25 protein-coding genes are annotated in these 25,340 nt (G+C 71.5%); 18 read left to right on the top strand and 7 right to left on the bottom strand.

All coding sequences use genetic code 11. The features are described 5' to 3' along the window. Window positions 1-31: 31 nt before the first annotated feature. The 4 genes from infC to EVS81_RS02535 all read left to right on the top strand — a co-directional run bounded on the left by infC (window position 32) and on the right by EVS81_RS02535 (window position 2,294). A complete protein-coding gene (infC, locus tag EVS81_RS02550; RefSeq protein ID WP_130111246.1) occupies window positions 32-637 on the top strand; it encodes a translation initiation factor IF-3 in 606 nt (201 codons plus the stop codon). Between the two features lie 78 nt (window positions 638-715). Beyond that, window positions 716-910, top strand: coding sequence for a 50S ribosomal protein L35 (rpmI, locus tag EVS81_RS02545; protein WP_010156662.1), 195 nt, complete (start codon window positions 716-718; stop codon window positions 908-910). Window positions 911-955: 45 nt separating this feature from the next. Continuing rightward, window positions 956-1,339, top strand: a complete 384-nt coding sequence (rplT, locus tag EVS81_RS02540; RefSeq protein WP_053383560.1) for a 50S ribosomal protein L20 — start codon at window positions 956-958, stop codon at window positions 1,337-1,339. A 139-nt stretch (window positions 1,340-1,478) separates the two neighbouring features. After that, window positions 1,479-2,294 (top strand): TrmH family RNA methyltransferase, encoded by an 816-nt coding sequence (locus tag EVS81_RS02535; RefSeq protein WP_205879375.1) that lies wholly within the window; start codon window positions 1,479-1,481, stop codon window positions 2,292-2,294. Window positions 2,295-2,333: 39 nt separating this feature from the next. Here the strand turns inward: EVS81_RS02535 and EVS81_RS02530 are convergent, their stop codons facing one another. The 4 genes from EVS81_RS02530 to EVS81_RS02515 all read right to left on the bottom strand — a co-directional run bounded on the left by EVS81_RS02530 (window position 2,334) and on the right by EVS81_RS02515 (window position 5,727). Further along, entirely contained in the window at window positions 2,334-3,698 is a 1,365-nt protein-coding gene (locus tag EVS81_RS02530; protein ID WP_240739931.1) for a Dyp-type peroxidase, read from the bottom strand. Beyond that, window positions 3,622-4,263: a copper chaperone PCu(A)C gene (locus EVS81_RS02525; protein ID WP_130108994.1), complete on the bottom strand. Its 642-nt coding sequence runs from the start codon at window positions 4,261-4,263 to the stop codon at window positions 3,622-3,624. The genes EVS81_RS02530 and EVS81_RS02525 overlap by 77 nt, the downstream gene beginning before the upstream one ends. Next, the gene (locus tag EVS81_RS02520; protein ID WP_130108993.1) at window positions 4,260-5,003 is read right to left on the bottom strand and encodes a copper resistance CopC family protein; all 744 of its coding nucleotides are present in this window, start codon (window positions 5,001-5,003) and stop codon (window positions 4,260-4,262) included. Before EVS81_RS02520 ends, EVS81_RS02525 begins: the two co-directional genes overlap by 4 nt. Before the next feature lie 94 nt (window positions 5,004-5,097). Beyond that, window positions 5,098-5,727 (bottom strand): hypothetical protein, encoded by a 630-nt coding sequence (locus EVS81_RS02515; protein ID WP_130108992.1) that lies wholly within the window; start codon window positions 5,725-5,727, stop codon window positions 5,098-5,100. Between the two features lie 121 nt (window positions 5,728-5,848). Here EVS81_RS02515 and EVS81_RS02510 point away from each other — a divergent pair, with 121 nt between their 5' ends. From EVS81_RS02510 to pheT, 4 genes are all read left to right on the top strand, one after another. Then, on the top strand, window positions 5,849-6,604 hold the full coding sequence (locus EVS81_RS02510) for a LamB/YcsF family protein (protein ID WP_130108991.1): 756 nt from the start codon (window positions 5,849-5,851) through the stop codon (window positions 6,602-6,604). Continuing rightward, window positions 6,605-8,527: a 5-oxoprolinase subunit B/C family protein gene (locus EVS81_RS02505; protein WP_130108990.1), complete on the top strand. Its 1,923-nt coding sequence runs from the start codon at window positions 6,605-6,607 to the stop codon at window positions 8,525-8,527. It abuts the gene before it with no gap. Between the two features lie 165 nt (window positions 8,528-8,692). Beyond that, window positions 8,693-9,742, top strand: a complete 1,050-nt coding sequence (gene pheS / locus EVS81_RS02500) for a phenylalanine--tRNA ligase subunit alpha (RefSeq protein ID WP_130108989.1) — start codon at window positions 8,693-8,695, stop codon at window positions 9,740-9,742. Then, complete coding sequence (gene pheT, locus EVS81_RS02495) at window positions 9,742-12,366, top strand: phenylalanine--tRNA ligase subunit beta (protein WP_130108988.1); 2,625 nt, start codon at window positions 9,742-9,744, stop codon at window positions 12,364-12,366. The genes pheS and pheT overlap by 1 nt, the downstream gene beginning before the upstream one ends. 31 nt (window positions 12,367-12,397) lie before the next feature. Here the strand turns inward: pheT and EVS81_RS02490 are convergent, their stop codons facing one another. Further along, on the bottom strand, window positions 12,398-13,258 hold the full coding sequence (locus tag EVS81_RS02490) for a sulfurtransferase (RefSeq protein WP_130108987.1): 861 nt from the start codon (window positions 13,256-13,258) through the stop codon (window positions 12,398-12,400). A gap of 191 nt (window positions 13,259-13,449) precedes the next feature. Between EVS81_RS02490 and EVS81_RS02485 the strand changes: the two genes are divergently transcribed. Continuing rightward, a complete protein-coding gene (locus tag EVS81_RS02485; RefSeq protein WP_205879374.1) occupies window positions 13,450-14,202 on the top strand; it encodes an SDR family oxidoreductase in 753 nt (250 codons plus the stop codon). Window positions 14,203-14,208: 6 nt separating this feature from the next. Here EVS81_RS02485 and EVS81_RS02480 read toward each other — a convergent pair whose 3' ends face one another. Together EVS81_RS02480 and EVS81_RS02475 are read right to left on the bottom strand one after the other, a co-directional pair. Further along, complete coding sequence (locus tag EVS81_RS02480; protein ID WP_130108986.1) at window positions 14,209-14,646, bottom strand: VOC family protein; 438 nt, start codon at window positions 14,644-14,646, stop codon at window positions 14,209-14,211. 30 nt (window positions 14,647-14,676) lie between these two features. Continuing rightward, complete coding sequence (locus EVS81_RS02475) at window positions 14,677-15,120, bottom strand: VOC family protein (protein WP_130108985.1); 444 nt, start codon at window positions 15,118-15,120, stop codon at window positions 14,677-14,679. Window positions 15,121-15,304: 184 nt separating this feature from the next. Between EVS81_RS02475 and EVS81_RS02470 the strand changes: the two genes are divergently transcribed. The 9 genes from EVS81_RS02470 (at window position 15,305) to argB (ending at window position 25,233) form a co-directional block, all read left to right on the top strand. Beyond that, on the top strand, window positions 15,305-16,219 hold the full coding sequence (locus tag EVS81_RS02470; RefSeq protein ID WP_240739930.1) for a VOC family protein: 915 nt from the start codon (window positions 15,305-15,307) through the stop codon (window positions 16,217-16,219). A gap of 139 nt (window positions 16,220-16,358) precedes the next feature. Next, window positions 16,359-17,033 (top strand): GntR family transcriptional regulator, encoded by a 675-nt coding sequence (locus tag EVS81_RS02465; protein WP_130108983.1) that lies wholly within the window; start codon window positions 16,359-16,361, stop codon window positions 17,031-17,033. Continuing rightward, window positions 17,030-18,568: an MmgE/PrpD family protein gene (locus tag EVS81_RS02460; protein ID WP_130108982.1), complete on the top strand. Its 1,539-nt coding sequence runs from the start codon at window positions 17,030-17,032 to the stop codon at window positions 18,566-18,568. The genes EVS81_RS02465 and EVS81_RS02460 overlap by 4 nt, the downstream gene beginning before the upstream one ends. Next, the gene (gene prpB, locus EVS81_RS02455) at window positions 18,568-19,479 is read left to right on the top strand and encodes a methylisocitrate lyase (RefSeq protein WP_130108981.1); all 912 of its coding nucleotides are present in this window, start codon (window positions 18,568-18,570) and stop codon (window positions 19,477-19,479) included. Before EVS81_RS02460 ends, prpB begins: the two co-directional genes overlap by 1 nt. A gap of 258 nt (window positions 19,480-19,737) precedes the next feature. Next, window positions 19,738-20,925 (top strand): bifunctional 2-methylcitrate synthase/citrate synthase, encoded by a 1,188-nt coding sequence (locus EVS81_RS02450; RefSeq protein WP_130108980.1) that lies wholly within the window; start codon window positions 19,738-19,740, stop codon window positions 20,923-20,925. A 40-nt stretch (window positions 20,926-20,965) separates the two neighbouring features. Beyond that, window positions 20,966-21,742, top strand: coding sequence for an enoyl-CoA hydratase (locus tag EVS81_RS02445; protein WP_130108979.1), 777 nt, complete (start codon window positions 20,966-20,968; stop codon window positions 21,740-21,742). Between the two features lie 81 nt (window positions 21,743-21,823). After that, window positions 21,824-22,879, top strand: a complete 1,056-nt coding sequence (gene argC / locus EVS81_RS02440; protein WP_130108978.1) for an N-acetyl-gamma-glutamyl-phosphate reductase — start codon at window positions 21,824-21,826, stop codon at window positions 22,877-22,879. 151 nt (window positions 22,880-23,030) lie between these two features. Then, the gene (gene argJ, locus EVS81_RS02435) at window positions 23,031-24,188 is read left to right on the top strand and encodes a bifunctional glutamate N-acetyltransferase/amino-acid acetyltransferase ArgJ (protein ID WP_130108977.1); all 1,158 of its coding nucleotides are present in this window, start codon (window positions 23,031-23,033) and stop codon (window positions 24,186-24,188) included. A gap of 142 nt (window positions 24,189-24,330) precedes the next feature. Next, window positions 24,331-25,233: an acetylglutamate kinase gene (gene argB / locus EVS81_RS02430; RefSeq protein ID WP_130108976.1), complete on the top strand. Its 903-nt coding sequence runs from the start codon at window positions 24,331-24,333 to the stop codon at window positions 25,231-25,233. The last annotated feature ends 107 nt before the right edge of the window (window positions 25,234-25,340 follow it).

Here is a 25,340-nt window from a genome sequence, read left to right as displayed (position 1 = left end):
CGACCATCACCAGAGATCAGAGGAGCCTGCGATCAGCGATCCCCGTACGAATGACAGAATCCGCGTCCCCGAGGTGCGACTGGTAGGACCCAGTGGCGAGCAGGTCGGTGTCGTGCCGATCGAGACCGCGCTGCGCCTGGCCGCCGACGCCGATCTCGATCTCGTCGAGGTGGCCCCGAACTCGAAGCCGCCCGTGGCCAAGATCATGGACTTCGGCAAGTACAAGTACGAGGCCGCCCAGAAGCAGAAGGAAGCGCGCCGGAACCAGGCGAACACGGTCCTCAAGGAGGTCCGCTTCCGCCTGAAGATCGACACCCACGACTACGAGACGAAGACGAAGCGAGCCGTCGGCTTCCTCTCGCAGGGCGACAAGGTCAAGGCGATGATCCTGTTCCGCGGTCGCGAGCAGTCACGCCCCGAGATGGGGGTCCGCCTGCTGCAGCAGTTCGCGGAGGACATCGCCGAGTTCGGCACGGTCGAGTCGTCGCCCCGCATCGACGGCCGCAACATGGTGATGGTCGTCGCCCCGCTCAAGAACAAGTCCGAGGCGAAGGCCGAGCAGAACGCTCGCCGCGCCGAGGAGAAGGCCAGCCGCAGGGCGGACAAGGCGTCAGGCGCCGCCTCCACCGCGGAATAATCTACGGCGGCCGCCCAGGCGGCGCCAGCCGTGCACCACGCAGCCGCTCGCGGCGCGCACACAATCAAGGAGATATCGATGCCCAAGCAGAAGACCCACTCGGGGGCCAAGAAGCGCTTCAAGCTCACCGGCTCCGGCAAGCTGATGAAGCAGCAGGCCGGCATGCGCCACAACCTCGAGGTCAAGGCCTCGAAGCGCAAGCGCCGCCTGAACGCCGAGCAGGTGCTCGCCAAGGGCGATGCCAAGCAGGCGATGAAGCTCCTCGGCCACTGAATCCGGCCCGTCCCCACCCAAGACTTTTCGTAAGGAAGAACTGAAATGGCAAGAGTCAAGCGGGCCGTCAACGCCCACAAGAAGCGTCGCGTCATCCTCGAGCGCGCCGAGGGCTACCGCGGACAGCGTTCGCGCCTGTACCGCAAGGCCAAAGAGCAGGTCATCCACTCGCTCGTCTACTCGTACAACGACCGCCGCAAGAAGAAGGGCGACTTCCGTCGTCTCTGGATCCAGCGGATCAACGCGGGCGCCCGTGCGAACGGCCTCACCTACAACCGCTTCATCCAGGGCCTCGGTCTCGCGGGTGTCGAGGTCGACCGCCGCATGCTCGCCGAGCTCGCGGTGAATGATCAGGCCGCATTCGCCACCCTCGTCGAGGTTGCGAAGAATGCACTGCCCGAGGACACCTCGGCTCCCAAGGCGGCGTAGGCAGCCTGCACAGCGCGAGAACCCCGTCACCGCATCGGTGTCGGGGTTCTTCTGCGTGCGCGGGCGCTTCGAGTGCGGCGGCGGGTGCGAGTGCGCATGCCCGCGCCGGCGCCGGGCGCGCGCCGGGTAGTGTGGACGGGTGAACGATGCGATCCTCAGCAACCCGAAGGCTCCGCGAGTGAAGCGCGTCGCGGCGCTCGTGCGCAAGAAGGAGCGCCAGGCGCAGGGGCGCTTCCTGGTCGAGGGTCCGCAAGCGGTGCGCGAACTGCTGGCCCACCGGCCGCAGCTGGCCGAAACGGTCTACGCCACGATGGGCGCCGAGCACTGGCAGTTCGAACTGGATCGTCTCGCCTCCGAATCGGGCGTGCGCCTTGAGCGCGTGACCGACGGGGTGCTCTCGGCGATGAGCGAGACCGTGCACCCTCAGGGGGTCGTGGCGGTGGCGCGCTGCTGGGAGACGCCGGTCGCCGATGCGGTGCGCGGTGCGCGGCTCGTCGTGGTGATGCACGAGGTGCGGGATCCCGGCAACGCGGGGGCGGTGCTTCGGGCGGCCGACGCGGCCGGTGCCGATGCGGTGGTCTTCGCGGGGGAGAGCATCGACCCGTTCCACCCGAAGGTGGTGCGTTCGACCACCGGATCGCTCTTCCATCTCCCGGTTTCGGTCGCGGCCACGTTGGAGCAGGCGACCGTGGCCGCGCGGAGCGCCGGACTCACCGTGCTCGCCGCCGACGTCCGCGGCGCGGACCTGCTCGAGGCCCGCGCCGAGGGCGTGCTCGCGCGACCGGTCGCGTGGGTGTTCGGGAACGAGGCCCGGGGACTGGACGAGGGGGAGCGCGCGCTCGCCGACCGCTCGCTCAAGCTGCCCGTCTACGGGGCCGCCGAGTCGCTCAACCTCGCCACGGCCGCCAGCGTGCTCGTCTACGAGACGGCGTTCGCGCAGCGCGCGGCTCGCTGAGCGCAGGCCGCGCTCGGACCGACACCGCATGGCGCTCGGCTACCGGTGCCCTGCTCGAGCGATGAGCGCGGCCCCGAGCGTCTCGCCCGCCGCGAACCCCGGGAGGATCGCGAACACGCCCGAGCCGGTGTGGGTGACCCACTCGTTGAGCAGGTCGAGCTCGTCGAGACGGCGCTGGATCGGCACGAACTGCCGCAGGGGATCGCGCTGATAGCAAGCGAACAGCAGACCCGACTCGCCGCCCTCGTCGTAGTTCGCGCTCCGTCTGAAGATCCGCTCGGCGGGATCCTCGGAGTGCGCGCGCCGGATGTGCGCGTAGCTCGGGATCACCGGAAGCCCGGTCGGGTGCACGGCCTCGAAGTCCGCGGGTGTGCGCTCGTCGGCGTCGGCGGGCGCCGAGAGCGGTGATCCGTTCGCGAGCCGTCGGCCGATCGTCTGCTCTCGGCCGGGCCGATCGATCTGATCCCACGTGTCGAGCTCCATTCTGATCCGCCGGAGCACGAGGGCCGTGCCGCCGGCGAGCCAGCCCGCCTCGTCGTCGAGCCAGACGAGGCTGTCGAAGTCGTCCTCCGCGGGTGCGGGGTTCACCGTGCCGTCCACCTGGCCCATCAGGTTGCGCATCGTGGTCCCGACCGGCTCCGAGCCCCGGGCCTGGCGGAAACCCTGTTGCGTCCACAGCGGTTCGGCGAAACTTCGCAGATCCCGGTCGAGCATGCGCGCCGCGTGCGCGAGGGGCAGCGGGTCGTCGGCCTGCAGGAGCACGAGCAGATCGCCGCCGTCGTGGCGCCCGTCGAGCCGGTCGCGCTCGAAGGCCGGCAGAGGAGCGAGCCAGGCGGGGCGCAGCGCGGCATCCACGCGGTCGACGAGGCCCGGCCCGACGCCCACCGTGATGGTGAGCGCCGAGGGGCGCGCGGCGAGCTCCGGCTCGGGATCCGCGAGCGGAGCCGCGCCGGAGGTGAGGCCCTCGATGTCTCCCGTGAGCACCCGGAACATCCGTTCGAGCGCGCCCCCATCGACCTCGGGCCGCAACGCGTAGGCGACGAAGCGCACGTGCGCGGCGGCCCGGGTGACGATGCCGGCCTGGTGCGTGCCGTGACAGCCCAGCGCCTCGCCGCCGAACGGGACCGGCCCATCGGGCCGGGACGGGCCCGAGGCGCCTGAGCCGCGCGGGCCCTCGAACACGCCGAGGGCCGCGCCCAGCCCGAGGGCCGCGCCGACGCCCGCGCCCGCCGCGCCGCTCGCGAGGAGGGCGCGGCGCCCGAAGCGCCGCGGCTCGGCGGCCGCGGTCGAATCGATGGCGGGTGCGGGCTGGCGATCCGGAGTCGGGTCAGTGCTCCGCATGATCCGCGTCGTGCGCGTGGTCGTCGTGACCCGCGTCGTCGTGACCCGCGTCGTCGTGCGCATCCGAACCCTCGTAGTTCTCCTGCGCGCCGGCGAAGTCCTTGACGAGCACGGTGACCTCGAGGGTCGAGCCGTCGTCGAAGTGCAGCACGAGGGGTACCTCGTCGCCGGCGAGGAGCGGCTCGGCCAGGTCCATGAACATGATGTGGTTGCCGCCGGGCTCGAGCACCACCGATCCGCCTGCCGGGATGGCGAAGCCGTCCTCGACCTCGCGCATCGTGGCCTCGGCGCCCGAGGTGACGGTCTCGTGCAGCTCGACCATCCCGGCGGCCGGGCTGTCGACCGACTCGAGCGTGATCTCGGAGTCGCCGCGGTTCTCGAGCACGCCGAACACGCCGGTCATGCCGGATCCGGCCTTCGCCCAGCCGTCGGTCAGCGCGATCGGTTCGCCGTGCGCGGCATCCGCCGACGGCGCGACCGCGGCGCCGGCCTCGGCGGTGCCGGAGCCGGCGGGCGAGCTGCAGCCCGCGAGGAGCAGCGATGCGGCGAGCGCCGCCGCGAGAGCACCGCGCCTGCGTGCAGCGGCGCCGGCGACCGGCCTGGTCGTGGGAGTCGTGCTGCGGTTCATGCCCGGCCCTCGCGATCCTCGTTCGACGTCTCGCCCTGCGGATCGGCTGCGGCGGCCATGCCCTTCGCGCGCCGGCGATGGCCCACGGTGGCCGCGGTGATTCCGCCGGCGATGACGGCCGCACCGCCGACGATCACGGCGATCACGGCGCCCACGGGGGCGCCGGACTGCTCGGGGCTCCCGGTGTCCCCGGCAGCCTCTTCCGTCGTCGCATCGGTCGACTCCGCGTGCTCGTGCCCGTCGTCCGCGTGCTCGTGCCCGTCCTCGGATGCTGCGCTCTCGGCGCCGTCCGCCTCGGCGGGGGCCTCCGCATCGCCGATCGTCGGTTCTCCGCGCTCGGGCACGGTCAGCGTGAACATCCCCTCGATCGGATGGCCGTCGCTCGACACGACGCGCCAGGCGCCGCTGTAGGCCCCGGGCGTCAGATCGGACTGGAGCGCCTGCGTGACCTCCGGGCCTTCGACCAGCGGCTCGCCGTCGGTCGCGTCGGAGCCGTCGGGCGCGGTGACCACGACCTCCGTGCCCACCTCGATGATGCTGTTGCTGAAGGTGAGGCGCACGGCTTCGGCGGAGCCGTCGGCGGGATCGAGTTCGAGCACGGTGTCGACGAGCTGGTCGTGCGCGTACGCCGGCGCGGCGGTGCCGAGCGCCGGGAAGGCGGCGAATGCCGCTGCGCCGACGAGCAGCGCCGCTGCGGCCGGGCGAGCGAGCGGGGGACGGGTGGTGCGTGTGCGAGACATTGGGGTCTCCAAATTTCTCCGGGGGTACCCGGGCAGGCGCGCAGCAGCGAAGGCGGCGCGCGGTGGAACGCAGATGGTGGGTCGAGGCGCCTGATCAGGCGACGGCGACGGGAGGACCCCGATGCGTGATCACCGCTGCCAGCAGGCGGCTGCGTACCGATACCGCGGGCGCCCACGCTGCCAGCCGCGGCACGCGCCGCGGCTGGTGGGGGATGGCGGCGAGGCGCAGCGGCAGGGCCCGGCGCACCAGGCGCGCGAGCGCGAGGAAGGCGCGCTCGCCGCGGTGGAGCAGCAGGATGGTGACGAGCGCCGCCCCGGCGTGAACCGCCCACATGGCGGCGTCGGCCGATCCGGCCGAGCCGAGAGCCGAGAGGTCGGCGATCCCGAGCGGAGCACCGAGGTGCGCGGCGTGCGGCGAGACGGCTTCCGAGCCGGCGGGCCCAGCTGCCGAGGCGCCGGCGCCGATCCAGGAGAAGAACCAGTGGTAGAGGAACTGGGAGGCGGAGACCGCGAGGGCGAGTCGCCAGAGCGAGCCGATTCGACCGGCGAGCGCCGTGCACAGCGGCATGGCGAGGATCGCGGTCGCCGCGATGGCGAGCCAGGAGATCGCGCCGCCCGCGAGGCCGTGCGACGCTCCGGCGAGCACCGTCGCCGCGAGCGCACCGCCGACCCCGCGCCAGGCGCGGGCGGCGCGGCTGACGCGCACGGTGTCGAGGGGGCTCACACCTGCAGTCTACGAGAAGTCGCCTGCGAGCCGCCCGGCCGCGATCCTCAGGCCGATGCCGCACAATGGAGGCAGAGATGCCGCGAGGCCGCGACGGGCGGCCGGGCGACCGAGGAGGGACATGTCGGCGATCGACCTCAACAGCGACCTCGGCGAGTCGTTCGGCGGCTACCGCGTCGGCGACGACGCTGCCGTGCTCGCCTCGGTGTCGAGCGCGAATGTGGCCTGCGGTTTTCACGCGGGCGACCCGCTGGGGATTCGCGCGACCTGCCGAGCCGCGGTGGCTGCGGGAGTCGCGATCGGCGCACACCCGGGGTATCGCGATCTCGCGGGCTTCGGGCGGCGCTTCATCGACGTCGATCCGCACGAGCTCACGGATGAGGTGATCTACCAGATCGGCGCGCTGCAGGCGCTCGCTCGCAGCGTCGGGGGCGAGGTGCGCTACGTCAAGCCGCATGGCGGGCTCTACAACGCGATCGCCGTGCACGAGGGGCAGGCGCTGGCGGTCGTGCGCGCCATCCGCGAAGTGGACGAGCGTCTGCCGCTCATGGTGCTGCCCGGCTCGGTCGTCGAGCGCGTGGCGCGCGACGCAGGCCTGCGCGTGGTGGCGGAGGCCTTCGCGGATCGCGGCTACCTCCCGGACGGCACGCTGGTGAAGCGCGGGACTCCGGGTGCACTGCTCGACGGCGACGCGGCGATCGCCCAGGCACTGCGCTTCGCCCGGGGCGAATCCGCGACCGCAGTCGACGGCAGCCTGCTGCGGTTGACCGCGGAGAGCATCTGCCTGCATGGCGACAACCGCGAAGCGGTGCGGCTCGCGCGGCGCATCCGAGGCGAGCTCGAGCACCAGGGCGTCGAGATCCGGAGCTTCGTCTAGATGTCCGGCGGCGCGTCTGAACCGCCGCACGCGGCGCGGTGCGCCGTGCCGTCGCGCATCCTCCCCGTCGGCGATCTCGCGATCCTCGTGGAGCTTCCCGAGCTCACGGGTGTGTTGGCCGCCGCCGAGGCGCTGCGGCGTCTCGCCCTCCCGGGAGTCGTCGATATCGTTCCCGCGGCGCGCACGGTGCTGGTGCGCTGCGAGGATCGCGCTGCCCTGCGCCGGGCGGCGGCCGCGGTGCGGGAGGTCGAGATCCGGGCGCCGCGAACCGGTGGAGCGGATCGCGAGACGACCGTCGAGGTCGTCTACGACGGCGCCGACCTCGCCGAGGTGGCAAGCCTCACGGGCCTCAGCGTGGAGCGAGTCGTCGCGGCGCACACCGGAACCGCCTGGACCGCCGCGTTCGGCGGCTTCGCACCCGGCTTCGTCTACCTCTCGGGCGGTGACCGCAGACTCGAGGTGCCGCGGCTGGACTCGCCGCGCGCGGCGGTGCCGGCGGGATCGGTGGCGCTCGCGGGTGGATTCTCGGCGGTCTACCCCGCGGCCTCCCCGGGCGGGTGGCGGCTGCTCGGGCGCACCGCGAGCGTCATGTGGGATGAGACGCGGGATCCACCGGCACTCATCGCACCGGGCGACACGGTGCGATTTCTCGCCGCGCGCGAGTCGCTGGCGGTGCGACGGGGGCCGGCGGTCGGAGGTGCGGCGGAACGCGGGACGGAGCACCCGGTCTCGCGGGTGGTGCCCGCTCGATCCGCCGAGCCCGCGGCCCCCGCGGCCCACTCTGAATCCGCGCTGACCGTCGTCGATCCGGGGCTCCTCACGCTGGTGCAGGACGCCGGACGACCGGGCCGCGCTGCCGTGGGCGTCAGCGAGTCCGGGGCCCTCGATCGCGCAGCCATGAGACGGGCCAACCTCGCCGTCGGCAACCGGCCCGGAGCGGCGGTTCTCGAGAACCTGAACGGCGGCCTCGGCCTGCAGCCCGGGCACCCGCTCCTCGTCGCCGTCACGGGCACCGACGCCGAGGTGCGGGTCGAAGACCATCGGGGCACCGGTGTCCGTCGGATGACCGTCGGGCACCCCTTCGAACTGCTGCCGGGGGAGACCTTGCGGCTCGGCGCGCCCTCGGACGGGTTGCGCTGCTACGTCGCCGTGCGGGGCGGGATCGCGGGGGGCCGGGTGATGGGCAGCGCCTCCCACGACAGCCTGTCGGGGCTCGGACCCGCCCCGCTCCGGAGGGGCGACCGGCTTGCCGTCGGGTCCGACACCGACGGCGGAGTGCAGCCGATGACGGAGCCCGCGCATCCCCGGGGCGCCGTCGTGCTGCGCTTCGTGCCCGGCCCGAGGGACGAGTGGTTCACGGATGCGGCCGCGGCGTCGTTCGCATTTCGGACGTGGAGCGTGACGGCGCGATCCAACCGCATCGGCCTGAGGCTCGACGGTGCCCCGCTCGAGCGGAAGCGCCCCGGTGAGCTCCCCACGGAGGGCATGGTACGCGGCTCGGTGCAGGTGCCGCCGGACGGGCAGCCAGTGCTCTTCCTCGCCGACCATCCCGTGACCGGGGGCTATCCGGTGATCGGCACGGTCGTCGACGCCGACCTCGATCGCGCCGCCCAGCTGCGGCCCGGAGCGGTGATCCGATTCGTCACGGTGGATCCCGACGACATCGGCGAGGCCCGAGACGCGACGGCTCCCGCCCCCGGGCGGGTCTCCTTCTCGTTCGAGGTCGACGGGCGCCGCTACGGCGCGACCGTTCCCGGGGCGGTGGCGGAGGCGCTCGAATCCGCGCTCGCGGGCGATGACGACGGACGTCTGGAGCGCCTCCTGCAGCCGCTCATCGCCGCGCTCGCGAGAGGCGAGGCGGATGGTGCGGGCGAGGCCGCCCCTCACCGCGAGCGGGCCGACTCGGGCCCGCCCTCGACGTGACGGCGTCTTGAGATCCCGAATTCTGCCGCTCGTCCCGCGGTCCGACGGCAAGAATCGGGATCTCGTCGCACGACTCCGGGTGGGAGGCGAGGTGCCCCGTGGGCTGCACCCGTCGACCCTCGACGCGCGCGGGTCGGACGCGGTGTCCGGGTAGGATAGGGCCTTGTGTCAGACACCACCAGCAGCAATCCGATCACCAGGGAAGCCGCCGATGCGGCCGTCGACGCCGCGCTCGCCGCATTCGCCGCCGCCGGCTCCGTCGCGGGCCTGAAAGCGGCCCGCACCGAGCACGCGGGCGATGCGTCGGCGATCGCCAGGCTCAACGCCCTCATGCGCGAGGTGCCGAAGGACGAGAAGGCCGCGACCGGCAAGCTCATGGGGCAGGCTCGCGGGCGCATCGAGGGCGCGTACAAGGGCCGCGAGGCCGAGTTGGCAGCCCAGGAGGCCGCGGAGCGTCTCGTCGCCGAGACCGTCGACGTCACCGAGGCGCCCGTGCGCAAGCGGGCCGGATCCCGCCACCCGCTGGCCCAGCTCCAGGAGGAAGCGGCCGACATCTTCGTCGGCATGGGCTGGGAGATCGCGGAGGGACCCGAGATCGAGCACGAGTGGTTCAACTTCGACGCCCTCGGCTTCGACCCAGACCACCCAGCACGGGCGATGCAGGACACCTTCTTCATCGAGCCCGCGGATCGCCACCTGCTGCTGCGCACCCACACCTCGCCCGTGCAGGTGCGGTCGCTGCTCGGCCGCGACCTGCCCGTCTACGTGGTTGCGCCCGGCCGCGTCTACCGCACCGACGAGCTCGATGCCACGCACACCCCGGTGTTCCACCAGATCGAGGGCATCGCGATCGATCGCGGCCTCACCATGGCGCACCTGCGCGGCACGCTCGAGCACTTCGCCCGCCAGATGTTCGGCGAGGAGGCGCAGATCCGCCTGCGCCCCAACTTCTTCCCCTTCACCGAGCCCTCGGCCGAGATGGACGTGTGGCAGCCGCACGCCAAGGGCGGTGCGCGCTGGGTCGAGTGGGGCGGGTGCGGGATGGTCGATCCCAATGTGCTGCTCGCGGCCGGGATCGATCCCGACGAGTACCAGGGCTTCGCGTTCGGCATGGGGATCGAGCGCACGCTGCAGTTCCGTCACGACCTCAACGACATGCGCGACATGGTCGAGGGCGATGTGAGATTCAACCGTCAGTTCGGAGGACTGGTCTAATGCGCGTTCCACTCAGCTGGCTCGGCGAGTACGTGTCGCTGCCCGAGGGAGTCACCCCGGAAGAGGTGCACGCCGATCTCGTGCGCGTGGGCTTCGAGGAGGAGTCGATCCGCCGCTTCGAGGTGTCCGGCCCGGTCGTGGTCGGTGAGGTGCTGTCGCGCGAACCCGAGGAGCACTCGAACGGCAAGACCGTCAACTGGTGCCGAGTACGGGTCGCGGCGCCCGGCGAGCAAGCCGCCGACGGCGGCGAGGACGTGCGCGGCATCGTGTGCGGCGCTCACAACTTCGAGGCGGGCGACAAGGTCGTCGTGTGCCTTCCCGGTGCCGTGCTGCCCGGCGACTTCGCCATCGCGGCGCGCAAGACCTACGGGCACGTGAGCGACGGCATGATCGCCTCGGCGCGCGAGCTGTCGCTCGGCGAGGATCACGACGGCATCATCGTGCTCTCGCGCCTCGGCCTCGATCCCGATGCGGGGGCGGACGCGAAGGCGCTCCTGGGACTCGACGACTCGGCCGTCGAGATCAACGTGACCCCGGATCGCGGCTACGCCTTCTCGATCCGCGGTGTCGCCCGCGAGTACGGCCACTCGACCGGGGCCGCGTTCGGCGATCCCGTGTCCGCCGCGTCTCCCAAGCCGGCGTCGGGCTTCTCCGTGTCCATCGAGGACGACGCGCCGATCCGCGGTCGCGTCGGCGCGACGGGCTTCGTCGCCCGGGTGGTCCGCGGCATCGACCAGACGCGTCCGACACCCCCCTGGATGGCCGCGCGCCTGCAGCTCGCAGGTATCCGCTCGCTCTCGCTCGAGGTCGACATCTCGAACTACGTGATGCTCGAGCTGGGCCAGCCGCTGCACGCCTACGATCTGGCGAAGCTGCAGGGCGGCATCACTGTGCGGCGCGCTCGGGCGGGGGAGACCCTCATGACGCTCGACGGCCAGGAGCGCGCGCTGCACCCGGAGGACCTGCTGATCACGGACGAGTCCGGGCCCATCGGCCTCGCCGGCGTCATGGGCGGGGAGTCGACGAAGGCCGACGAGTCCACCGTCGACGTGCTCGTCGAGGCCGCGACATTCGACCCCGTGTCGGTGGCCCGCACGGCCCGCAGGCACAAACTGCCGAGCGAGGCCTCGAAACGCTTCGAACGCGGCGTCGATCCGCTCGTCGCGCGTGCTGCCGCCCAGCGCATGGTCGATCTGCTCGTGGAGCTCGCCGGCGGAACCGCCGACGAGCTCGGCGCCGAGATCGTGCCCGAGCGGGAGCCGAGCGTCGTGCGTCTGCGCGCCTCCAGCGTCAACGGGCTGCTCGGCACCGACTACAGCGACGAGGAGATCCGCGGCGCGATCGAGATGATCGGCTGCACGATCTCGCTGGGAACCGCCGGTGATCCCGATCTGCTCTTCGTGACGCCTCCCAGTTGGCGCTCCGATCTCACCCGGGCGGCCGACCTGATCGAGGAGGTCGCGCGCATCGTCGGCTACGACCGCATCCCCTCCGAGCTGCCGGTGGCCCCGCCCGGGCGCGGTCTCACCCGTGATCAGCGCCTGCGTCGCCGCGCCGCGAACGTGGTGACCGCCGCCGGCTTCGACGAGGTGCAGAGCTATCCCTTCGTGTCGCGTGCGCAGCTCGACGCGTTCGGCGCCGGCGCCTCGGCCCCGGCGGCCGGAGATGGGGCCGACTCGATCCCGGCGATCCGCCTGGCCAATCCGCTCGACGGCGAGGCGCCGTTCCTGCGCCGCTCGCTGCTGCCCGGTCTCGTGACCGCGGCGCAGCGCAATGTCTCTCGCGGTCTCACCGACCTCGCCCTCGTCGAGTTCGGCGCGGTGTTCCAGCCGAACTCACCGGTTGAGCGGAGCGCAGCGGAGTCGACGCCCCAGCCGCAGCTCGGCACCGAGACCGTGCCGCCGCTGGCCGAGCGACCGAGCGACGAGGCGCTCGCGCAGCTCGACGCCTCGATCCCGGGCCAGCCGCGCCGGGCCGCCGGGCTGCTGCTCGGCGACGCCGTGGCCAAGCAGCCGGGCGAGGCCGAGCGCGCCACCGACTGGGCCGATGCGCTCGACGCGGCCCGTACGATCGCGGGCGCCGTGTCGGCCGAACTGGTCGTGTCGCAGGGATCGCACCGCGCCTTCCATCCCGGCCGCACCGCGGAGCTCGCGATCCGCGTCGGCGCCGTGGACGCAGACGGCGACGAGGGCGGCCTGGAGGTCGTGGGCGTGGCGGGTGAGCTGCTGCCCGAGCTGGTGGCTGCGTACCACCTGCCCGGCCGAGTCGCCGCCTTCGAACTCGATCTCGAGCGCATCATCGAACTGGCGCCGCGCGTGCCCGAGACCTCGCCGCTCTCAGGCTTTCCGGCCGCGACGCAGGACCTCACCCTCGTGGTGGCTGACGAGGTGCCGGCAGGCGACGTGCTCGCCGTGGTCGAGGCCGGTGCGGGCGAGCTGCTCGAGCACGCGCGCGTGGTCGACGACTACCGCGGGGCCGGAATCGAGGACGGGCAGAAGGCGCTGACCTTCGCGCTGCGCTTCCGCGCCGGCGACCGCACGCTGAAGGCCGAGGAGGCGAGCGCGGCGAAACTCGCGGGCGTCGCCGCAGCCGAGCTCGCCTTCGGCGCCAAGCTGCGCGAGTAGCGTTGGAGCGGCTCCGGCCTGCCTGAGTCCGCTACCCGCGGGCTACGGGCAGGTCGTGGTTCGACCACTGAGACCACGAGCCGGGGAACAGGGTGCCGGGGAATCCCGCGAGGGCCAGCGCGACCAGGTTGTGCGCAGCGGTCACCCCCGAACCGCAGTAGCTCGCCACCGGAACTCCGTCGCGCACCCCGGCGTCGAGGAAGCGCTGACGCAGTTCGGCGCTCATGAGGAAGCGCCCGTCGGCATCGAGATTCTCGCCGGTAGGGGTGTTCAGCGCGCCGGGGATATGGCCGGCGCGGGGGTCGACGGGCTCCTCCTCGCCGAGGTATCGCTGCGGGGCGCGGGCATCGAGGAGCGCGCCGCCCGCCGCGACGAACGGCGCCACCTCGGCCAGCTCGAGTACCGGCAGCCGACCAGGGTCGAGCACCACGTCGCCCGGCTCGGGGCGAACATCGCCGGTCTCGAGCGGGGAGCCCGCCGACTGCCAGGCGGGTAGGGCGCCGTCGAGCAGGCGGACGTCTTCGACTCCGTGGGAGCGGAGCAACCACCATGCGCGAGCCGAGGCCAGATTGCCCCAGCCGTCGTAGACGACGACGGCATCCTGCTTCCGCACGCCCCAGCGCCGCACGGCGTCCTGCAGCTGCAGCGGCTCCGGCAGCGGATGCCGGCCGTGCCGGGGGCCGAGATGCTGCGACAGCTCGGTGTCGAGGTCCACGTAGACGGCTCCCGGGATGTGCCCCGCCGCGTAGTCGGCTCGCCCGTCGGGCCTTGCGAGCGTCCAACGTACGTCGAGCAGGCGGGTGCGGGGCGCATCCGCGGGGCGCAGGGTCTCGCGCTCCAACTGTTCTGCGAGCTCCTGGGCGGTGATGAGGATCTGCGCGCGAGTCGTCATGGCTCTGGACTCTACCGCGTGCCGCGCTCGGTGCGCATGTGCGCCTGACCGATGCCGTCGAAACCGATCCCATTGTGCGAACATGAGGGTTTCAGTGCCGATAATTCATGCGGGCTCGAAGAATTGGCTCAGTTTCGGCGGGCACCGGGGTGCGCTTCCCGCCGCCGCGCCTCCGCGCCTAAGGTGGGGCCATGAGGATCGCGATCGCCGGGGGAACCGGAACCGTCGGGGCGCACGCCGTGCGACTGGCCGAGGAGGCGGGGCACGAAACGATCGTGCTGTCCCGCGCGAACGGAGTGGACCTGGTGCTGGGCCGTGGGCTCGACCTCACCGGCGTCGACGCCGTGATCGATGTGTCGGGCACCTCGACTACTTCGGCGTCGAAGGCCACCGGCTTCTTCGAGGCCGTCACGTCGACGCTGCATCGCGCCGAGCGCGAGGCCGGCGTCGGGCACCACGTCGCGCTGTCGATCGTCGGGGCCGCGGCGGCGCCGCACGGATACTATGCGGGGAAGGCGGCGCAGGAGCGCGCGGTCGCGGCTGGGCCGGTTCCCTGGACGATCCTGCGCGCCACCCAGTTCTTCGAGTTCGCGGAGCAGGTCGCGGTTCCGCTCGGTGCCTGGCGGATCGTACCCGCCATGCGCTCGCAGCCGGTCGCCGCGGCTTCGGTCGCGGCTCGGCTCGTGCGCCTGGCGGAGCACGCGCCCGCCGGCGACGCTCCGGACCTCGCGGGTCCCGCGGAGATGCGCATGGCGGAGCTGCTGCGGAGGGTGTCCGCGGCGCGCGGTCGCCCGGCCCGGGTCATCGAGCTGCCGCTCCCCGGGGGCTTCGGACGGGCGCTGCGCAACGGCGCCGTGCTGCCGGGTCCCGACGCACAGCTCGACGGGGTGTCGGTCGACGAGTGGCTCGGGGAGGTCCCGCAGGCCTCGGAGGGGCAAGGTTGAGCGGCCTCAGTCCTTCTGCAGCGCCTCCGCGAGCATGACGATGATGCCGCTCGGGCCGCGGAGGTAGCACAGCTTGTAGACGTCCTCGTAGGTCGCCACGCCGCGGAGCGGATGGCAGCCGTGCCGCGCGGCGATCTCGAGTGCCCGGTCGATGTCGTCGACGGAGAAGGCGACGCGGTGCATGCCGATCTCATGGGGACGAGTGGGTTCCGTCTCGATCGCCTCGGGGTGGATGTACTCGAAGAGCTCGAGGCGGCCATGCCCGTCGGGCGTCTGGAGCATCGCGATCCTCGCGTGGTTGCCGTCGAGTCCGACGGCCGTGTCCGCCCACTCGCCGCTCACGGTTTCGCGACCGAGGACCGTGAGGCCCAGGTCGGTGAAGAAGGCGATCGCGGCGTCGATGTCGCGAATGGCGATGCCCACGTTCTCGAGTGCGATGCTCACGCGCGGTCCCTCTCTCTCGCCGGCCGGGTCTCAGCCGGCGTCGGCCTCCTCCGGCTGCGGGGCGAGGCTGAACATCCAGGGTACGCCGAATCGATCCCTCAGCATGCCGAAGGTGTCTCCCCAGGGCGCGCGCTCGAACGGTTCGACGATGTCCGCGCCGGCCGCAAGGCCCTGCCACGCGGCTCGGATCCGCGCCGCGTCGTCTCCCGAGACGCTGATCGAGTTGCCGCCCGTCGAGGCGTCGGGCGCCTCGGCCATCGACGCCGGATAGTCGGCGGCCATGATGGTGAGGCCGTCCTCAGTCTCGAGCTGACCGTGCATGATCTTCTCGGCCTCGTCGTCGCCGCCCATCATCCCGGGGATCGAGTCGTACCGCATGAGATCGAGGGAGCCGCCGAGCACCGAGTGGTAGAACTCGAGCGCCTCGCGGGCGTTGCCGTGGAAGTTGAGGTAGGGATTGAGGCGAATGGACACGATCGGCTCCCGGTTGCTGCGTCGGCGGTGGCGCGGGCCGGCGCGATGCGGCCCCCGGGACCCATTCTGCGCGCATCGGGCCGGGGCGACAAGGGGGAGTCTCGGGCTCGGAGCACCCCTTGCCGAGCGGCAGGAGCGGACGGATACTTGGGGAGCAGCACCGTCCCGGGCAGAGGAGGCCGTCGTGCAGAAGATCGTGACCAACATCTGGTGCAACCGAGATGCGGAGGAGGCCGGCGCGTTCTACGCGAGCGTCTTCCCGGGCGCCGCATCCACCGTCGAGTCCCGGTATCCCGAGACCGGGCTGCTCGACTTCCAGCGGGAGTTCGCCGGCGCCCCGCTCACCGTTGCCGTCGACATTCCCGGTGGCGACGGGTCGACCCGGCTGACGCTCATCAACGCGGGAGACGAGTTCCGACCCAATCCGAGTATCTCGCTCATGGTGAACTTCGACCCGCTCATGTTCGGGGGCGACGAAGCCGTCGCGCGGGATCGGCTCGATCGCGTCTGGCGGGAGCTCTCCGAGGGAGGTCGCGTGCTCATGCCGCTGGGCGAATACCCCTTCAGTGCTCGCTACGGCTGGGTCGAGGATCGATTCGGGGTGAGCTGGCAGGTGATGCTCACGGATCCGGACGGGGATCCCCGACCCTTCCTCGTCCCGGCGCTGATGTTCTCCGGAGCGGTGCAGAACCGGGCCTCGGAGGCGATCGACCGCTACGTCGCGGTGTTCGACGACGCGGCGGCGGGCGGCCGATTCCCGTACGGCGAGCAGACCGGTCCCGCCTCGCCCGAGGCCCTCATGTACGGGGAGTTCCGGATCGGCGAGCAGTGGTTCGCCGTGATGGATTCCGCGGTGGAGCAGGACGCGCCGTTCACCTGCGGAGTCTCGCTCGAGGTGCGATGCGCGGATCAGGCCGAGATCGACCGGCTCTGGGAGGCGCTCTCGGCCGTGCCCGAGGCGGAGCAGTGCGGCTGGCTCGCCGATCGATTCGGAGTCAGCTGGCAGATCGTGCCGGCGAACATGGGGGAGCTGATGGAGCACCCGGGTGCCTTCGAACGCATGATGCCGATGAAGAAGATCATCATCGCCGAGCTCTGACCGGCTCCTGCGTTCGGGTCGGCGCGAGGTGGATCTTCAGCCGGCAGTTCTTGTGTATACGAAAACAGGGTAAGTTTGGCGCTTCTCTTGCCTGATTGCTCAATAATGTATACGCTAGGGGTGTCCGAGGGAGAGGTGCATGCGAGCGAGCGACCGGGCCTACGCCACGCTGCTGGAGGAAATCCAGAGCGGTGCGCTGACGCCCGGCTCCGTGGTGGGCGAGGTCGAGCAGGCGGAGCGTCTCGGGGTAAGCCGCACCCCGATGCGCGAGGCGATCGGCCGGCTGGTCGCGGACGGGCTGGTGCGTCAGCAATCCCCGCGGGTGCTGGTGGTATCGGGCTTCGACGCCGATGACATCGGCGAGCTCTTCGAGGCGCGGCGAGCGCTCGAGGAGACCGCAGCGCGGATCGCCGCCGAGCGCGGCGATCGGCAACTGTTCGCCGCACTCGCCGCCGCATTCACCGCGGCGCATCCCGAGACCGGAGACGTGGCCGCCGACGAGTACTACACGCTCATCTCACGGTTCGATGCGGCCGTCGACGCAGCGGTCGACAACGCCTACCTCACGAGCGCGCTGCGCACGATCCGCACCCACCTGGTGCGCGCCCGCAGACTCGCCCGCGACAACCGATCCCGGCTGCGCGCCTCCGTCTCCGAGCACGCGCTCATCGCCGAGGCCATCGCCCGCGGCGACGCCGAGCTCGCCGCGCACGCCACCCACGTGCACCTCCACAACGCACTCGCCTCGATCCTGAGCTCCATCGCCGACCCCGGCCGGGGCTCCTCATCCCCCACTCCGGAAGGACCGCAATGACCGTCACCCATCACGTCCGCGTCTCCAAGAGCGAAGAGGAGCTGCCCCGCGAGCAGCAGCTCGCCTGGAAGATCGCCGAGGTCGCGACCGACCCGGTCGAGGTCGAGCCCGAGGTCGTCGCCATGATCATCAACAGGATCATCGACAACGCCTCCGTCGCCGCAGCTTCCCTGAACCGCGGCCCGATCGTCGCGGCCCGGGCGCAGGCGCTCTCGCATCCCGTCTCGACGGGTGGGGCGGGATCCTCGATCTTCGGCCTCGCGTCGTCGGGAGCCGAGCCGCAGCTGTCGAGCCCGGAGTGGGCCGCCTGGGCCAACGGCGTGGCCGTGCGCGAGCTGGACTACCACGACACGTTCCTCGCGGCCGAGTACTCGCACCCCGGCGATAACATCCCGCCGATCCTCGCCGTCGCCCAGCACGTCGGGGCCGACGGCCGTGCGCTCGTGCGCGGCATCGCGACCGGCTACGAGATCCAGATGGACCTGGTGCGCGCGATCTGTCTGCACAAGCACAAGATCGACCACGTCGCTCACATCGGGCCCTCGGCGGCGGCCGGCATCGGCACGCTGCTCGGCCTCGACACAGAGACCATCTCCCAGGCCGTGGCGCAGGGCCTTCACACGACCACGGCCACCCGGCAGAGCCGCAAGGGCGAGATCTCGACCTGGAAGGCCCACGCCCCGGCCTTCGCGGGAAAGATGGCCGTCGAGGCGGTCGACCGTGCCATGCGCGGCCAGACCTCTCCGAGCCCCATCTACGAGGGGGAGGACGGCGTGATCGCCTGGATGCTCGACGGCCCCGACGCCTCGTACGACGTGCCGCTCCCCGCGAAGGGCGAGGCGAAGCGCGCGATCCTCGACAGCTACACCAAGGAGCACTCGGCCGAGTATCAGGCGCAGGCCTGGATCGACCTCGCACGCAAGCTGCACCACGAGCGGCCGGAGCTCGCCGATCCCGCGAACATCAGCGCCATCGTGCTGCACACGAGCCACCACACCCACTACGTCATCGGATCGGGCGCGAACGACCCCCAGAAGTACGACCCGCAGGCGTCGCGCGAGACCCTCGACCACTCGATCCCGTACATCTTCGCGGTGGCGCTGCAGGATGGCGGCTGGCACCACGTCGACTCGTACACGCCCGCGCGTGCGGCACGCCCCGACACGGTGCAGCTGTGGCAGAGGATCACCACGGCCGAGGACGCGGAGTGGACCCGCCGCTACCACTCCGAGGATCCCGATGAGAAGGCCTTCGGCGGCCGCGTCGAGATCGAGCTCGCCGACGGTACGAGGCTCGTCGACGAGATCGCGGTGGCCGACGCCCACCCGCTCGGCGCGCGCCCCTTCGCCCGCGAGAATTACATCGCGAAGTTCCGCATGCTCGCCGAGCCTGTGCTCGAGCCCGCGGAGATCGAGCGGTTCCTCGAACTCGTGCAGCGCCTGCCCGAGCTCACGGCCGACGAGGTGCGCGAGCTGAACATCGTGGCCGCGCCCGGCGTGATCGACCTCGCAGCCGCCCCGAAGGGACTCTTCTGATGCTCTACAGCAAGACCACCCCCGCCGAGAAGCGGCGCCTGTTCCGCGAGCGGCTCTCGAGCGGCGAGCTGCTGCGGTTCCCCGGCGCGTTCAACCCGCTGAGCGCGCGCCTTATCGAGCGCAAGGGCTTCGACGGCGTCTACATCTCGGGTGCGGTGCTGTCGGCCGACCTGGGGCTGCCCGACATCGGTCTCACCACCCTCACCGAGGTGGCGGGACGTGCGCAGCAGATCGCCCGCATGACCGAGCTGCCCGCGATCGTCGACGCCGACACCGGGTTCGGCGAGCCCATGAACGTGGCGCGCACGATCCAGACGCTCGAGGACGCCGGGCTCGCCGGCGCGCACATCGAGGATCAGATCAACCCGAAGCGCTGCGGTCACCTCGACGGCAAGACCGTCGTGGACGAGGACACCGCGATCAAGCGCATCCGCGCCGCCGCCGACGCTCGACGCGATCCCGACTTCCTCATCATGGCGCGCACCGACATCCGCGCCACTGCAGACGGCCGGGCCGGGCTCGATCTCGCCGTCGACCGCGCGAAGGCGCTCGTCGACGCCGGCGCCGACGCGATCTTCCCCGAGGCCATGCGCACGCTCGAGGAGTTCGAGGCGATGCGGAAGGCCCTCGACGTGCCGATCCTCGCCAACATGACCGAGTTCGGCAAGAGTGAACTCTTCTCGTCGCAGCAGCTGGCCGACATCGGCGTGAACATCGTGATCTGGCCGGTGTCGATGCTGCGGATCGCGATGGGGGCGACCGGGCGGGCGCTCGACGCGCTGAACGAGGAGGGGCACCTGACCTCGAAGCTCGGCGAGATGCAGCACCGCGCGGATCTGTACGACCTCATCGACTACGAGGACTACAACCGCTTCGACACGAGCGTCTTCAACTTCACCGTCGAGCGCTAGCGCGTTCCGGTCGCGCTGCGCGAGTGGCGTCCCCGTCATCCTGCGCGAGCGGTGTTCCCCGTCATCGTGCGCGAGCGGTGTTCCCCGTCATCCTGCGCGAGTGGCGTTCCCCGTCATCCTGCGGCGCAGCTCCCCCCCCCGTCATCCTGCGCGAGCTTGCGAGTCGCAGGATCCACCGCCCCACCTAAAACCCACGAGCACCACACGGGCTCTGCGACTTCGCGCAGAATGGCCTGAAGGGACTTCAAGGAGGAAGCCATGACAGAGAACGAGATCAGGAAGGGCCTCGCGGGGGTCGTCGTCGACACCACCGCCGTCTCGAAGGTCAACCCGGAGACGAACAGCCTGCTCTACCGCGGCTATCCGGTGCAGGAGCTCGCGGCGACCCAGCCGTTCGAGGCCGTGGCCCACCTGCTCTGGAGCGGCGAGCTGCCGAGCCCCGAGCAGCTGGCGGAGCTGCGGCGCATCGAGCGCGAGCACCGCGCGCTCCCCGACAATGTGAGGGCCGCAATCGACCTGCTGCCGCTCGAGGCGCACCCGATGGACGAGGTGCGCACTGCGGTGAGCGTGATCGGGGCCTCCGATACCGCGGGCGGGGGATCGGTGCTCGACGCCTCGGGCAGCCCCGAGGAGAATCTGGCGCGCTCGATCCGCCTCTACGCCGCGCTGCCGGCGATCGTGGCATACGGACAGCGCCGCCGCCGCGCGCTCGATCCGGTGGAGCCCCGCGACGATCTCGACTACTCGGCCAATTTCCTGTGGATGACGTTCGGCGAGGAGCCCGATCCCGTGGTCGTCGACGCCTTCAACCGCTCGATGATCCTCTACGCGGAGCACTCGTTCAACGCCTCGACCTTCACCGCGCGCGTCGTTACCTCGACGCTCTCCGACCTCTACTCGGCGGTGGTCGCCGCGATCGGCGCGCTCAAGGGGCCGCTGCACGGCGGGGCGAACGAGGCCGTGATGCACATCTTCGACGAGATCGGCTCGGCCGAGAACGTGGTGCCCTGGCTCGAGGCGGCCCTCGCCGAGAAGCGCAAGATCATGGGTTTCGGGCACCGCGTGTACAAGAAGGGCGATTCGCGCGTGCCCACCATGAAGGCCGCGCTCGACACGCTCGTCGAGCACTACGACCGGCCCGATGTGGCCGCGCTGTACACGGCGCTCGAGCACGAGTTCGTCTCGCGCAAGGGGATCTACCCCAACCTCGACTATCCGTCTGGGCCGGCCTACAACCTCATCGGCTTCGACACGCTCACCTTCACGCCGCTGTTCATCGCCTCCCGGGTGACGGGCTGGACCGCGCACATCATGGAACAGGCCGGGTCGAACGCGCTGATCCGCCCCCTCTCGGCCTACAACGGGCCCGACGAGCGTCACGTGGAGGGCTACGTCGCGAGCGCCGAGGAGCGCGCCGCAGCCCAGCGGGCGCCCGAGGTCGAGTAGCGTGGGCTCCGGATCCGCACCCGCCGACCGAGGAGCAGCGATGACCGAGTACACCACCCTCTTGACCGAGACGCGCGGCCGCGTCGCCACGATCACCCTGAACCGGCCCGAGGCGCTGAACGCGCTCAATTCGACGCTCGTACGCGAGCTCATCGATGCCGCCCTCGCGTTCGACGCCGATCCCGGGGTCGGCGCGATCGTGCTCACCGGCTCGGAGAAGGCCTTCGCAGCCGGGGCCGACATCAAGGAGATGGCCGATCAGTCGTACGCCGACATGTACCTGGGCGGCCCGTTCCCCGGCTGGGGCGGGTTCGAGCGGATGCGCACGCCGCTGATCGCAGCGGTCTCGGGTTTCGCGCTCGGCGGCGGCTGCGAGCTGGCCATGATGTGCGACATCATCATCGCCGCCGACACGGCGAAGTTCGGCCAGCCCGAGATCAATCTCGGCGTGCTGCCGGGCTTCGGGGGCTCCCAGCGGCTGCCGCGGGCGATCGGCAAGTACAAGGCCGCCGAGATGATCCTCACCGGCCGAATGATGGGCGCCGAGGAGGCCGAGCGCAGCGGGCTCGTGTCGCGCGTGGTGCCGGCGTCCGAGCTGCTCGCCGAGGCGGCGAAGACCGCCGAGACGATCGCCTCGAAGTCGCTGCCCGCCGTCTACGCGGCGAAGGACGCGCTGCAGGCGGCGCAGGAGATGCCGCTCGCGGAGGGGCTGCGCTTCGAGCGTCAGGCCTTCGCCGCCGCATTCGCGACCGACGATCAGTCGGAGGGGATGCACGCATTCGCCGAGAAGCGCGCGCCCGAATTCAGGCACCGCTAAGCGGGCGGGCGTGTTCCGCAGCCTCCGCGAGGTGCCAGAATAGGAGAGTTCTGTGTGCGAGGCCGAGGGCGAGGAGCGTCGATGACGTACAGTGTGGCGGTAGCCGGTGGGAGCGGGTACGCGGGGGGCGAGCTGCTGCGGCTGCTCGCCGCGCATCCCGAGTTCGAGATCCGCACCGTCACCGGTCACTCGAGCGCCGGGCGCCCGCTCATCGAGTCCCAGCCCCACCTGCGCTCGCTGGCGCACCTGACGCTGGATGAGACGACCCCCGAGGTGCTCGACGGGCACGACCTCGTGTTCTTCGCGCTGCCGCACGGCGCGTCGGGGGCCCTCACGGCGCAACTGACCGACGTGCGCCTCGCCGTCGACTGCGGGGCCGATCACCGACTCGCGCGTGCCGACGACTGGGCGGCGTTCTACGGCGGCGAGCACCACGAGCCCTGGAGCTACGGAGTGCCCGAGTTGCTCGTCGCCTCCGCAGCAGGCGGGAAGCAGCGGGCGAATCTCGTCGGGTCGACGAGGATCGCGGCCCCGGGCTGCAACGCCTCGACCGTGGCGCTGTCCCTCGCGCCCGGCATCGCGGCGGGCGTCATCGAGGCGCGGGATCTGGTGAGCGTGCTCGCCGTGGGGCCGAGCGGCGCGGGCAAGGCCGCGAAGACCCACCTGCTCGGAGCCGAGCTCATGGGCACGGCGAACCCGTACGCCGTGGGCGGCACGCACCGTCACATTCCGGAGATCCGGCAGGCCCTGCGGGGTGCCGGTGCGGTGGAAGAGCCGAGCATCAGCTTCACGCCGGTTCTCGTTCCCATGAGCCGCGGGATCCTCGCCACATCTACGGCCCGCCTCGCGCCCGGAGCCACGGCCGCCGACGTGCGCGCCGCGTGGGAGCGCGCCTACGCCGACGAGCCCTTCGTGCACCTGCTGCCCGAGGGCCGCTTCCCGCGCACGGCCGACGCGCTCGGCGCGAACACGTGCCTTCTGGGGCTCGCCGTGGATGAGGCCGCGGGCCGCGTCGTCGTGGTCGCGGCGCTCGACAACCTCGCCAAGGGCACCGCCGGTGCCGCGATCCAGTCGGCCAACATCGCCCTCGGCCTCCCCGAGACCACCGGGTTATCGGTGAACGGAGTCGCACCGTGACCGGCGAGCACCGCGAGAGGCGGCTTTCGCGGCGGATTCGGGCGAATCGGGCGAGACTCTCGTCCGTCGGTCAGAGCAGGCATCAGAGCAGTCATCAGAGCGGGCATCAGAGCAGGAGCAGGATCCCGTTGCGGGAGTCGGAGGAGCAGCAGTGAGCGTTACCACACCACAGGGATTCCGGTCCGCCGGCATCGCGGTCGGCCTCAAGAGCACCGACAAGCCCGACCTCGCGCTCGTCGTCAACGACGGCCCCGAGCCGGCGAGCGCGGTGGTGTTCACGAGCAACCGAGCCCAGGCCAACCCGATCCTCTGGAGCCGCAAGGTCGCCCAGAACGGCGCGGCCCGGGCCGTCGTGCTCAACTCCGGCGGCGCCAACTGCTTCACGGGCGACTTCGGGTACGCGACCACGCGGCTCACGGCGGAAGCCGCAGCGGCTGCGCTGGGGGAGGACGACGCCGAGCGGATCCTCGTCTGCTCGACGGGTCTCATCGGCACGGGAGACCAGACCTTCCGCGACAAGATCCTGAACGGCGTGCCGAAGCTCGTCGCGGCACTCTCGGCCGACGACACCACCGCTCCCGCGGCGATCCTCACCACCGACTCCGTCGAGAAGACCGCGGTCTTCGCGGGGGAGGGCTGGAGCATCGGCGCGATGGCGAAGGGGGCGGGCATGCTCGCGCCGGGGCTCGCGACGATGCTCGTGGTGATCACGACCGATGCCCGGCTCAGCGACGCGGCGCTGGATCGCGCGCTGCGGCGCGCCACCGCGGTGAGCTTCGACCGGCTCGACAGCGACGGCTGCATGTCGACGAACGACCAGGTGACTCTGCTCGCGAGCGGCGCCTCGGGCGTCACGCCCTCCGAGGACGAGTTCGCGCAGGCCCTCACCGGGGTGTGCGACTCGCTCGCGGCGCAGCTGCAGGCCGACGCCGAGGGCGCGAGTCACGACATCGACATCGAGGTGCGCGGCGCCGCGAGTGAGGCCGACGCCGTCGAGGTGGCTCGCTCAGTGGCGCGCAACAACCTCTTCAAGGCGGCGATCTTCGGCAACGACCCGAACTGGGGCCGCGTGCTCGCGGCGATCGGCACGACCTCCGCCGCCTTCGATCCGTACCAGGTCGATGTCTCCTTCAACGGCGTGCGGCTGTGCCACGCCGGCGGGCCGGACCGCCCGGTCGAGGAGTGCGACCTCACCCCGCGCCGTACGCGCGTGGAGATCGAGCTCTTCGCCGGCGAGCGATCCGCCACGGTGCGCACCAACGACCTCACGCACGACTACGTGCACGAGAACAGCGCGTATTCGTCATAGTCCAGCGCGGCCCTTCCACGGTCATTCTGCGCGAGCTTGCGAGTCGCAGAATCCATAGTGTCCGATTGGATCCTGCGACTCGCAAGCTCGCGCAGGATGACGGGGCCGGCGAAGCGCGCAGCACGATGAGAGACGGGAACACATGACCACGACCACGAGAACACTCGACCACGAGCACGCGAGCCGGAAGGCGCAGGTGCTCATCGAGTCGCTGCCGTGGCTCAAGAAGTTCCGCGACGCGATCATGGTGATCAAGTTCGGCGGCAACGCGATGGTCGACGACGCGCTGCTCACGGCGTTCGCCGAGGACGTGGTGTACCTCAGGCACACCGGCATCCGACCCGTCGTGGTGCACGGCGGCGGCCCGCAGATCAGCGCCATGCTCGCTCGGCTCGGCATCGAGAGCGAGTTCAAGGGCGGCTATCGGGTCACCACCCCCGAGACGATGGACGTGGTGCGCATGGTGCTCACCGGCAAAGTCAACCCGGAACTGGTCGACGAGATCAACGCGCACGGGCCCATCGCCGCGGGTACAACCGGCGAGGACGCCGGGCTCTTCGTCGGGCGTCGGCGACCGCCGATCGAAGTGAACGGCGAACTGGTGGATCTCGGCCTCGTCGGCGATGTGATCGACGTGCGCGTGAACCCCGTGCTCGCGATGCTCGATGCGGGTTTGATCCCCGTCGTCTCGTCGATCGCGCCCGACGCCGACCGGCCGGGCGACTCCCTCAACGTCAACGCCGACGCGGCGGCCTCGGCGCTCGCCGCGGCGCTGGGCGCCGAGAAGCTCGTGATCCTCACCGACGTGGCGGGCCTCTACGCGGACTGGCCGAATCGCGACTCGCTCGTGTCGTCGATCACCGCCGCGGAGCTCGACGAGCTGCTGCCCAGTCTCGAATCGGGCATGATCCCGAAGATGCGCGCGTGCCTCGACGCGGTGCGCGGCGGGGTGTCGAAGGCGGCGATCATCGACGGTCGCGAGCCCCACTCCGTGCTGCTCGAGATCTTCACCGAGCGAGGGATCGGCACCGAAGTCACCCCGTGACCGGTCGGTTCGGGCCGGGGGTGGCGCGCTCGCCGCGGTGGCCGCGACCGCGGAGGGTCGGCGGGGCGCTCGCCAGCCCGCGCTCGCCAGCGCCCGCCAGCCGGCGC

It is taken from the genome of Leucobacter triazinivorans (assembly GCF_004208635.1).
Taxonomy (GTDB): domain Bacteria; phylum Actinomycetota; class Actinomycetes; order Actinomycetales; family Microbacteriaceae; genus Leucobacter; species Leucobacter triazinivorans.
This window is presented reverse-complemented; position numbering and strand designations above follow the sequence as displayed.